Annotated in this window: 10 protein-coding genes; 6 read left to right on the forward strand and 4 right to left on the reverse strand. The window is 45.9% G+C overall.

Annotation, left to right across the window (positions count from 1 at the left end; genetic code table 11):
* The first annotated feature begins 22 nt into the window (after positions 1-22).
* The 4 genes from ACFQ2O_RS15940 to ACFQ2O_RS15955 all read left to right on the forward strand — a co-directional run bounded on the left by ACFQ2O_RS15940 (position 23) and on the right by ACFQ2O_RS15955 (position 4,673).
* Entirely contained in the window at positions 23-1,222 is a 1,200-nt protein-coding gene (locus ACFQ2O_RS15940) for a phosphoglycerate kinase (RefSeq protein ID WP_377529860.1), read from the forward strand.
* Positions 1,223-1,273: 51 nt separating this feature from the next.
* Complete coding sequence (locus ACFQ2O_RS15945) at positions 1,274-2,563, forward strand: acetyl-CoA hydrolase/transferase family protein (protein WP_377529863.1); 1,290 nt, start codon at positions 1,274-1,276, stop codon at positions 2,561-2,563.
* Positions 2,564-2,674: 111 nt separating this feature from the next.
* On the forward strand, positions 2,675-4,237 hold the full coding sequence (locus ACFQ2O_RS15950; protein ID WP_377529868.1) for an amidase family protein: 1,563 nt from the start codon (positions 2,675-2,677) through the stop codon (positions 4,235-4,237).
* A gap of 28 nt (positions 4,238-4,265) precedes the next feature.
* Entirely contained in the window at positions 4,266-4,673 is a 408-nt protein-coding gene (locus ACFQ2O_RS15955; RefSeq protein ID WP_377529871.1) for an ACT domain-containing protein, read from the forward strand.
* Positions 4,674-4,711: 38 nt separating this feature from the next.
* Here ACFQ2O_RS15955 and ACFQ2O_RS15960 read toward each other — a convergent pair whose 3' ends face one another.
* The 4 genes from ACFQ2O_RS15960 to ACFQ2O_RS15975 form a co-directional block, all read right to left on the reverse strand.
* Positions 4,712-7,192, reverse strand: coding sequence for a zinc-dependent metalloprotease (locus ACFQ2O_RS15960; protein ID WP_377529875.1), 2,481 nt, complete (start codon positions 7,190-7,192; stop codon positions 4,712-4,714).
* Positions 7,193-7,473: 281 nt separating this feature from the next.
* A complete protein-coding gene (locus ACFQ2O_RS15965) occupies positions 7,474-7,992 on the reverse strand; it encodes a DinB family protein (RefSeq protein ID WP_377529878.1) in 519 nt (172 codons plus the stop codon).
* A gap of 33 nt (positions 7,993-8,025) precedes the next feature.
* Complete coding sequence (locus ACFQ2O_RS15970) at positions 8,026-8,970, reverse strand: NADP-dependent oxidoreductase (RefSeq protein ID WP_377529881.1); 945 nt, start codon at positions 8,968-8,970, stop codon at positions 8,026-8,028.
* A 129-nt stretch (positions 8,971-9,099) separates the two neighbouring features.
* On the reverse strand, positions 9,100-9,720 hold the full coding sequence (locus ACFQ2O_RS15975) for a YdcF family protein (protein WP_377529884.1): 621 nt from the start codon (positions 9,718-9,720) through the stop codon (positions 9,100-9,102).
* A 103-nt stretch (positions 9,721-9,823) separates the two neighbouring features.
* Here ACFQ2O_RS15975 and ACFQ2O_RS15980 point away from each other — a divergent pair, with 103 nt between their 5' ends.
* A complete protein-coding gene (locus ACFQ2O_RS15980; RefSeq protein ID WP_377529888.1) occupies positions 9,824-10,243 on the forward strand; it encodes a nuclear transport factor 2 family protein in 420 nt (139 codons plus the stop codon).
* A gap of 296 nt (positions 10,244-10,539) precedes the next feature.
* On the forward strand, positions 10,540-10,767 hold the full coding sequence (locus tag ACFQ2O_RS15985; RefSeq protein WP_377529891.1) for a VF530 family protein: 228 nt from the start codon (positions 10,540-10,542) through the stop codon (positions 10,765-10,767).
* The last annotated feature ends 651 nt before the right edge of the window (positions 10,768-11,418 follow it).

Genomic DNA, 11,418 nt, shown 5'->3' on the forward strand with positions numbered 1-11,418 from the left:
CTTATAAGTCATTTATCACACTATGAAAAATATAGACCAGTATAACTTTGCCGGCAAAAAGGCATTGGTGCGCGTAGATTTTAACGTGCCGCTTAACGATGAGTACCATATTACTGACGATACACGTATTCGTGCTGCTGTGCCAACTATCAATAAAATATTGAATGATGGTGGAGCAGTGATTCTGATGTCGCACCTGGGGCGACCAAAAACAGGTCCTGAAGAGAAGTTCTCACTGCGCCACCTGGTGCCACGCCTGGAGCGTGAGTTTAAAACTACTGTACTATTTGCACCTGATTGTGTGGGCCCTGAAGCTGCCCGTCTGGCACACGAACTTCAACCGGGTCAAATCCTACTTTTAGAAAACCTGCGCTTCCATAAGGCAGAAGAAAAAGGTGACCCTGACTTTGCCAGAGAATTGGCACGCCTGGGTGATGTGTATGTGAATGACGCCTTCGGCACTGCTCACCGAGAACATGCTTCTACAGCTGTTATCGCACGGTACTTCCCTAACGACAAGATGATGGGTTACGTGATGAAGGCAGAACTTGAGAATGCACGATTGGTATTGGATAATGCGCAACGTCCTTACACCGCCATTATGGGAGGCGCCAAAATATCTGATAAGATACTGATCATCGAAAAACTACTGGACCGTGTTGACAACCTGATCATTGGTGGTGGCATGTCTTATACATTTGTAAAGGCAGATGGCGGCGAAATAGGTTCTTCTTTGGTAGAGGAAGATAAACTGGAATTAGCAAACCGCCTGATCCTGATGGCAAAGGAAAAAGGGGTGAACATCATGATTCCGGTAGACTCTGTGGTAGCAGATGCCTTCAGCAACGATGCTAACGTAGACACTTGTCTGAGCCACCACATCAAACCCATGTGGATGGGCCTTGACATCGGGCCAACTGCCCGTGAGCAATATGCTGCCGTAATCGCTAACTCAAAAACTATACTTTGGAACGGCCCGATGGGTGTCTTTGAGATGTCTAACTTCTCAGTAGGTACCGAAGCTGTAGCCGAGGCCGTGGTTGCCGCTACTGCAAACGGTGCTTACTCGCTGATAGGTGGCGGAGATTCTGCCGCAGCCGTAAATCAGTTGGGCTACGCTGATCGTGTATCTTATGTATCTACCGGAGGCGGTGCCCTGCTTGAGTATATGGAGGGCCGGACTTTGCCGGGCGTACATGCCTTAGAGCGCACCGATTACTAATGTTTTACCACTGCCTCACAAATAGCTTTGTGAGGCAGATTTTTATACGCTATGAGCGATTTCAACACTACTTTCAAAACTGCCGAAGAAGCTCTTTCCATCATAAAATCCGGGGATCGTGTTTTTGTGCAAGGCAGTGCTGCTACACCACAGTTCCTGATTAAAAAGCTTACTGAGCGTGCAGATGAGCTGCGCCATGTAGAAATAGTGAGCATCACCACCTATGGGGAGGTGCCGCTTGCCGAGGAGCGTTACAAAGACTCTTTCTTTATCAACTCGCTTTTTGTTTCTGCCAATGTGCGCGATGCTGTAAACAGTGGCCGCGGCGACTATACACCCATCTTCCTGAGTGAGATTCCGCACCTGTTCAGGTCTGGCATTTTACCGCTGGATGTGGCCATTGTACACGTATCACCACCAGACAAACATGGTTATTGCTCTTTGGGCGTGTCTGTGGATGTTACTCGTGAAGCCGTACTGAGTGCCAAGTATGTAATTGCGCAGGTTAACCCTCAGATGCCACGCACGCATGGCGATGGACTCATACACGTAAACCAACTGAATGTATTGGTAGAGGTGGATGAAGAGCTGCCAGAAGTAGATTACAGCCTTCGTATCACAAACGTAGAGGAAACAATCGCCCGCTACATTGCCGAAATGGTGGAAGATGGTGCTACCCTGCAAATGGGTATTGGCGCCATTCCGGATGCTGTTCTAAGCAGCCTTACCAACCATAAAGAATTAGGTATTCATACTGAGATGATGTCTAATGGGGTGATGCAGTTGGTAGAGAAAGGCGTTATCACGAACGAACATAAGTATAGACATCCGGGCCGTATTGCTACAGGCTTTATTGTGGGCAACCGCAAGCTATACGATTTTGTAGATGATAACCCACTCATCCTGATGCAACGCACAGATTATGTAAACGATGTTACGATCATCCGCTCTAATCCGAAAGTTACAGCCATCAACAGTGCCATTGAGATAGACCTGACAGGCCAGGTGGTATCAGACACCATCGGTACATATCAGTTCTCAGGTATAGGCGGGCAAATGGACTTTATCCGTGGAGCAGCCCTGTCACCGGGAGGTAAGCCGATCATTGCGTTACCTTCCGTTACCAGAAAAGGTATTTCCAGAATCACGCCTCTGATAAACGAAGGTGCAGCCGTTACCACTACCAGAGCACACGTGCATTATGTGGTTACAGAATATGGTGTAGCCTACCTTTATGGAAAAAACCTGCGTCAGCGGGCAAAGGCGCTCATCCATATTGCCCACCCTGATCATCGAGAGCGATTGGAGCAGGAAGCTATTAAACGCTACGGTCATTTATAAGAGTAATATTTTATTAAGACTATAATTAAATCCCTGTTACTGTAAAGTGGCAGGGATTTATTATTATATTGTAGTACGCTTATATTCCTGTTTGTGCTATGAAAACTGCTTATGATCAGAACATCACCCGCTGCCCTACTCCTGCTGCTCTGCCTGCTGCTTAACAGCTGCAGCCCCGAAACAACAACTGTCTCTTCTCCTGTTGTCACTCCTTTTGAGGTGCAGGAAACTACCATCGCTGAGGTTCATCAGGCATTCAAATCAGGAACCTGTACCTGCCAGCAATTGGTGGCAGCTTACCTGGAGCGCATCGAGAAGTATGACCAGCCTACTAAGCTAAATGCTATTGTGGTTAACAACCCGGAGGTAATGGAACAGGCACGGCAGCTAGATGAGGAGTATGCAGAAACAAAACGCCTGAGACCCTTGCATTGCATTCCGGTAGTTGTGAAGGATAATTATAACACCGCAGGCCTGCAAACCACAGCAGGCTCACTTGCCATGAAAGGCTTTAAACCAGCGGAGGATGCTTATCAGGTACACGAACTGAAAAAAGCCGGAGCGCTAGTTTTAGCTAAATCTAACATGGCAGAGTGGGCGTTCAGCCCTATGGTTTCTATCAGTTCTATTGCAGGAGAAACGCTTAACCCTTACAACCTGAACCATGTGCCGGCAGGCTCTAGCGGTGGAACCGCAGCAGCCGTAGCAGCAAACTTTGGCACCGTAGGCCTTGGCACTGACACAGGAAATTCAATCAGAGGGCCATCATCACACAACGCTTTAGTTGGCTTCAGAACAACAATGGGGCTCGTTAGCCGTGCTGGAATAGTGCCGCTATACTTGCGCAACGATGTTGGTGGGCCCATGGCACGCACCGTAGAAGATGCTACCAAAGTACTGGAAGTAATAGCAGGCTATGATCCAAACGATCCCATCACCAAAAACAGTCAGGGAAAAGTTCCGCAGAACTACCAGCAGTACCTGGTGAAGGATGGTCTAAAAGGTGCTCGCATCGGCGTACTTCGCGCTTTAAGTGATAAAGATACAGACCCACAAGTAAAAGCTCTGTTTGAAAAGGCTATTAGTGATTTAAAGGCGCTTGGCGCTGAGGTGGTGGATGTAGAAGTAGAAGATTTTCAGGAGCTGAGTAAAGACCAATGGTGCGATGTGTTTCAGAAAGACCTGAATGATTATCTTGCAGCCCAAGGAGAAGCTGTGCCTGGCAAAAACCTGGATGAAATTATAGCCTCAGGGAAATATTCACCCTACATAGCGGAAAACCTAAAGTACTTTCAGAAAAACCAGTACCAGGCAAAAGGAGGTTCAGACGCCTGCGGAGATGCTTACCATGACCCTAAAAGAATAGCCTTTAGAAATGCTGTAGAGGCTGCAATGGATAAGTATAAAATCGGAGCCATCATCTACCCTACCTGGAACAACCCTCCTGCCAAAGTAGGAGACATTGAAGGCTACCAAGGCGACAACAGCCAGATTATTGCACCGCATACAGGCCAGCCTGCCTTTACAGTTCCGATGGGTTATACGTATGATAACCTACCCGCAGGGCTACAGTTCCTGGGCCGCATGTATGACGAGCCAACACTCATCAAGTATACATATGCTTATGAGCAAGGTACTAAGCACCGAAAGCCTCCTGTCAGGTTCAGTAAGTAATATTTCACAAATCACTAAGTATACATGTATGCATGAAGAAACAGACTTGGCTTTTTTAATTCGGTCGATGAAGCCGGAGTTAAATGCAGGAGAGTATGCTTTTTGCACAGTAGCGGAAATGAATGCTGTTCCCCTTCAGGAGGTAGTTTGTTTCTTTAGAGAAAAAGAAGGCTATACTCTTATACTTGAGAAAGCCAGGGCAGAGAGTTATCATTTAGCCTTCAACTTTGTTGCAGCTTGGATTACGCTTACCGTACATTCAGCTTTAGATGCTGTAGGCTTAACGGCTGCTTTTTCAAACGCGCTGGCAGCGCAGGATATAAGCTGCAATGTCGTGGCCGCTTATTTTCACGACCATATTTTTGTACCTATACAGGATGCCGAAAGAGCCATGATGGTTTTGGAAGATCTGGCTGGGAAAGGCGCTGAACAATAAACAAAAAAGCCCCTCCATCTGGAGGGGCTTTTTTATACTTAAGCTTTGTTCGGGTTTAGGATATGCTCAATCCGTACAATCGCATCATCTATATGATACCTGGTCAGGTCATTAGCGTGGCGGCCTTGGGCACTTTTTAACTGGCGCTGTAATCTAACCAACTCTCCTCTTACAACTGAGCGAATATCTGATTGGCTGATTTCTACAGGCGTGTTGTTGCCTCTGGCTGGCTTCGTAGTCTCCTTGTTCAGCAGGTAGTCCATTCTGTCCAGGTAAGCCTTCTGCAAGTTTCTGCGGTAGATATCGATTTTAGAACCGCTGTATACTTCGCTCCAGATGCCACGCTGTAGTTGGCGCACCATGTCCAGCGCATTGTAATTCACGTTGTTTACCTCATTCTCCATCAGGCGAGCCAGTCTGTCGGATGAGAGCAAGCTGTTGAGGTGGCGCGCCTGTAAACTGCGCACATTCTCTACATACTTGGCATGATGCACATTTCGGGTGATGTCTGATTGGTGTAACCACTCCGGCGAAGTAAAGGCATTCTTCAACAGCCAATCCAGCGATTCTGACTGCTTTTTAGCTGATACAGGCGTAAAGATATAGCCTTTCTGGCTAGGCTTCAGGCGGTTCTCGTGTACACCTCCCACATTAGTAACTACATGGCCAATGTAGCGGCTCCAAACACCAAACAATTCGCCGTTCAGTTCCTCTAAGTCGTCATAATCATTTGTTTGGGCGGCCGTCCACTCGTATAATTTTGGAGCTACACGCTTCAGGTTTGCCAGACCATAGGTGCTGGCTTTTACCACATCGGCACCTATACCTTCCGTTTGGCTTTCTGGGTCGTAGCCTCCGCTGCCGCTGCCAAACTGGTACATCGGGTTGCCTGTTTTTTCATTTATCCATTTATTTAGCGTTGCTACCTCAGCTTCTGCGCTCTTAGCCTCCGGCAGGTAACGGTAGCCCCAGTTAACGGCATAGTGGTCGTATGGACCTAATTGGCGAATAAAGCGAATATTCTCATCGCCGGGCTGCGCCACATAATTATAGCGAGCATAATCCATGATAGTGGCAGCTATACCATACTTCTGCGTGAACGCGCCTGAACGTAATGAATCAGTTGGATAGGCAGCACTGGCTTTCATGTTGTGCGGCAAACCAAGTGCGTGTCCTACTTCGTGTGTGATTACCTCTTTCATCATCTCACCCAGATCATCCATAGGTGTGGCAAGCGTACGGGCATTAGGGTTGGCAGCCCCCGTCTCCAGCAGGTAACGGTTACGGTATGAGCGCAGGTGGTTATGATACCAGATAATATCACTTTCGATGATTTCACCTGAACGTGGGTCAGACACACTTGGGCCAACGGCATTGCGGGTAGTGCTGGCTACATAGCGGATTACAGAGTAACGCGCATCTTCCGGACTGAAGTCAGGATCTTCTTCTGCAGATGGTGGATCTTTGGCAATGATAGCATTTTTGAAACCTGCCGTTTCGAAGGCTTCATTCCATTGCTCAACACCAGCCTTGATGTAGGGGCGCAGCTTTTCTGGCGTAGCTGGGTCAAGGTAGTACACGATAGACTTTACCGGCTCCACCAACTCACCACGCCTGTATGCCTCCACATCCTTAGGCACTAACTGCCAGCGGCGGATGTATGATTTTTCATCAGCCTTAAGGGCTTCGGAGCCGTAGTCAATCTGGTTGATGTTAAAGTAGCCAACACGATAATCGTTGATGCGCGGCTGCATCGGTACCTTCGGCAGCAGCACCATCGATTGGTTCATCATCAGACTGATAGAACCTGTTGCGCTATTACTTGGCGGCTCGGTGGCATCGTAGGTAAAATCCTGCTTTACCTCGATGTTCAGCGGAAAGCTTTTGGCACTATGTATAAAGCTACGGCTTTCGTCCAGTTTGCTCACTTTATACTCTTTGCGCATGTCCGCATCCAGGCCACTAATTGCTTTTACATCGCTCTGAAAGAACTTGGTAACATCAATCACATAACCAGAAGAGTCTTTACTCAGTGCGGCAATATCAAACGCATAAATTGTAGGCTGGTAATTGTTTGCCTGTACCGAAAGGCTGATAGGAAGCGAATCGGCAGCTACAGAGTTGTAAGACTTTGTTTTAAGCAACAGTTTGTTATCAAATTTCTGCCATACTACCATCTGCTCGTTTACAGAGGAGCCGGCGTTTATATAGCCACCACCTAAGCCGGAAGGCAGGTTGGCAAAGCGGCTGATCCACAGAAAATCGCGCTGCAGGAGTGTATCAGGTATCTCGTAGTAATACTTCTCCCCTACTTTATGGATCGTGAAAACACCTTCATCAGACACAGCATCTTTAGTGATAACTTCACTGTAACTCTTGATACCGGACTTAGAAGAAGGTTTTGATTTCTCGGTGTTTGCTGTTTCGCCTTTTTGCTGCACAGCTTTGGAACTGGAGCAAGAGGTTTGGGTAATGGCCATAAGCAAGGCAAGACCTAGGGCCGGGTAGATTTTTGGCATTGGCTAGTGAATTAGTAGTACTTAAGAAACAATATTGCGATTTGATAAGGCTGTTATACCTTAGCAGCTTAAATATAAGCCTAAATAGAGACATCTTTCAATACAACTAATGTATAACCATTAAAAAATAAACTAGCAGTATAGGCAAGTTTAGCTTTTGCTATTTACTGCCTCTTAGCGTGTTGTGCGCACATCACCGAAATCCCTTCAAATTTAATCTCAATAACAGTGTATAAAAGGTAGCGTTAAGGAGCTTAAAGCAGATAGTATACTTTATATGATTACTGTTTATGAAGCAATACGCGCACTGTTACCAGCATTTGCCCAACATGCCGCTGGGAGTGCTCAGCTGCATGTACAAACAGCCCTAAAACAGTAGAAGGTAGTTGCGCTCTTCCTACCCCACGAGTCTCTTTCAGCTGATCCTCCTCGGTGTTACGGAGTTGCTCCAGCGCTACATCAACCTGCTTGTTAAACGCCTCCACTAAGGTTTGCACCAGATTCTCCTGCTCAAGTGGCACCCCTTCTGCTTTAAGAGCAGTTAACTGTACTTCTGTCAGCATTTGGCCTCGGGCATAAGTAAAGAGGCGATCTAGCACGCCTTGCAGGTGCTGCAAATGAAAACCTACTGATGCTACACCAGCAGGCTTTTCCCAAAACATTTCCTCAGGAAAATCCTTAAGTAACTCATTTACCTCTTCCCGGGCCTGTAACAAAGCGTGCGCCACTGGCTGCAGTAGCGCTGGCATAGCTGGAAGTGGGCCTCTCAGCCACACCTCCAGTTTGTTTGTTGTTGCCATGTAAATATAAATTTGATTTGGCTGCTGATGAGCTTACTCCAGATTCACCACTACTTTGCCGCGGGTCTTACGAGTTTCTACCTGCTCGTGCGCTTTTGCCATTTCTTCAAAAGGAAACGTATGCGCCACGTGTGATTTCAGATGCCCATCACGCAGTAGGTCTGCTAGTTTTGATTGGTCTTCGCCGCTGGAGTGCACCAGATAGCTTTTTGCCTCTATGTTGCGCCTCTTTGCCTCTGCCTGTACTGCTTCGGTAGCGCCTCCTAAAATTGATATAACGCGACCACCTTCTCTTAATGTAGCCAGTGATTTGCGGGTATTTTCTTCGCCTAAAGAGTCAAGTACAATATCTGCGTTCGTTACCACATCTTCTACCTTGTGCTTGTGGTAATCAATTTGCTCGTTAGCGCCTATATTGCGCAGAAACTCATGGTTTTCTTCTGAGGCTGTACCAATTACAATGGCATCAAAATACCTTGCTATTTGAACCGCATAATGTCCGACACCTCCTGCAGCAGCATGCACCAGTACTCGCTCGCCAGCTTTTATGTTTGCTTCATTTACCAAAACTTGCCAGGCAGTAAGTGCGGCAAGCGTAGCAGCGGCTGCCTCGCTATGAGAGATGTTGGCAGGCTTGTGCGCCAGGTGCGATTCAGGTGCTGCCACATACTCTGCGTAGGCTTTGCCATGCCCTGGGAAGTTCACCATCCCAAAAACTTCATCACCGGCTTTAAAATATTTTACATCGTCACCTACAGCCTCCACTACACCAGAAATATCCCACCCAATAATTAGCGGATTTTCATCTTTTATAGAACTGTAAAGCGCTTTGCCTTCACGTACTTTCGTATCAACAGGGTTGATGCTGATGGCTTTTACTTTTATTAGCACTTCCCCTTTTTGAGGTGCGGGTTTATCTATTTCCTGTAGCTTTAGGTTTTCCGGAGCACCTGGTTCTTGTAATACAAAAGCTTTCATAATAAATCGTCTATAGTGTTACAAAATCAATACTTATTCAAACCCACCTGAGCGCAAAAAGTTATCCAGAGCTACACAAGCCTTAAATCCAGTATTCATATTTGTGTAAAGCAGCAAGTTGTAATTTACTTAAAGCTGATGCCTGTCTCTCCTGTTCAGGTACTCCAGCACATCTTTGGCGTAGGCCAGATCACCTTTTTGGTTATACTTGTGGATGCGCTCTATCTCACCGGAAATCAAGCCCGCACGTGTATCCTCAACTTTGCCCTGCGAATGATTTGCCTCCTGGCACCACGGCAAAGGTTTGCCAGGTTTGCTATACAAGTATAGAGTTGGGTAGTGAGCTAAAGCAGCCGTTACAGCAGCCATCAAAGCGCGTGGTTGCTGGAACGGGGAAGCTGCTATTATGATTGATTTATACTTCTGCTTAAGTGCATGCTTCACCATTGCATCAGCTTCTATTCTGGTGTGCAGTATTTCAGTATCAGGCGATGGCACAGGCTCTATCTGTTGTGGCTGTACACCGATCTGCACCAGTTCCTGCTGCCATTTATCGAACCCGGGATAGCCGCTTTTGGGTTCTGAGCTAAGGAAAAGCACTTTCATTACTTGCTTCTCGTGCAAAAGCGTTTTGGCAGTTTCAAATACAGACTGCTGGTTGTCTTTGGTTTGGCCAAAAAGGAAAACTGCGTCTGCCGGTTCTGATGGGCATGTATCGGCGAGGCTTCGGATAATTAATTCTTCTAACATAGCTAAACATATACGTCTCATTAGCTGAAGAGATGGCTTGTTTAATTGCGCTGTTACAAGAGCATTCTAAAAATTTCTTACATTAGCTTTTAAACAGCGAAATATGAGATTTATACTTTCTACAGCCTTACTCGCCCTTGTTGCTCTGTCAGCATATGCTCAGGCTCCTGCCAAGCCATCAGAGATGGAGGCACCCGCCTCGCTCCAGCTAAAAGGCTATAACAGCCGGGACATAGAGACCTTTGTTAAAGCTTACAGCGACACAGTGAAGGTTTACAACAGCCCTGGGCAACTCAGCTACAAGGGCAAAGATGAGTTACGCAAAAGATACAGCAGCATGTTCGCCCAGACACCAGACCTGCATTGCGAATTGGTAAACAGGATAGTATCAGGCAATGTGGTAATAGACCATGAGCGGGTGCAGTTCAGCAAAGACCGTCCTCGTAAAGAAGCGATAGCTGTTTACAGAATCAAGAACGGAGAAATATATGAGGTAACGTTTATCTCTCCTGATAAGAACTAATACTGTTTGTAATCAAAATAAAACAGTACGTATAGTTGGCAGCAGTCTCATGCGAGCTTCTACTTAGCAACTGTTCTGATGTTTCGCTTAGAACGGGTATTCATGTTATTTCAGAAGTGAAAACTGATAGAGGCAGGTTTTGGCAAAGCAGTTATGGAGCATTATACCTGTGCTTTGGGGCAAGAAATTGTGAAGCCTGGTTTCTTTGCAGGTTTTTGCAACGCAACGTAAGAATTTTAAAGATGCTCTTAAGCCTGTCGCGTATACTTTAGCAGCAATTATCTACTTTTGTGGCTATGGCAGAAGAACAAAAAAAGAATCCGCTACACGGCAAAACGTTACAGATGATACTAGAGCATTTGGTGGAGGTGTATGGATGGGAACAACTAAGCACTAAGATTAACATTAACTGCTTTAAGAGTAACCCAAGTATAAAGTCTAGCTTAACGTTTTTACGCCGCACACCATGGGCACGTGAAAAGGTAGAAAGTCTGTACCTGTACACGCTGCGCAAATTCCGCTAACTGCACTGCGTAAACTATATGTTGCTTTCAGCACTACTTCAATTTTGCAGGCATCAATTCGGCTTTCAATCTAAAGCTTAATTCTCCTATTTGAGCACATATAAAAATGCACGTATGCCGATGCTGGTAGTTAAAAAGAATAAAAAGACTTATTGGTTTATACTTGTACTAGGCATCTATTGCCTGCTACCTTTCCTTGTTCTTAGTTTTTATACTTACCCGCAGGCTGATGACTTTGATTTTGCCGTCAGAGATAGCCAAAATAGCTTTTGGGAAACACAGGTATACTCCTATTTAAACTGGTCCGGCCGTTTCTTTGGCACAGCTGTCTTACGACTTAACCCATTGATTTATGATTCATTTCATACTTATCGCCTCTATTCCTTTTGCATTATATCTATTCAAGTTATTAGTATAACATTTCTACTGTCTCAGCTATTACGCTATAACTGTAGATTTTCCATTTTTAGTTTAGCTGCACTCATACAACTTTTGTATCTGGTACAATTGCCAAACGTTACAGAAGCATTCTATTGGCTTACAGGTTTCTTAACTTAACGTGAACTCGGGAATTAAATATTTAAAAAACAGCTGTTTGTGCAACAAAAAAGGCTAGGAATCAGGTAGAAATATTGTCCGATGTTTCACCTA

Origin of the sequence: Pontibacter rugosus, from assembly GCF_042678745.1 — a bacterium.
Classification (GTDB): Bacteria; Bacteroidota; Bacteroidia; order Cytophagales; family Hymenobacteraceae; genus Pontibacter; species Pontibacter rugosus.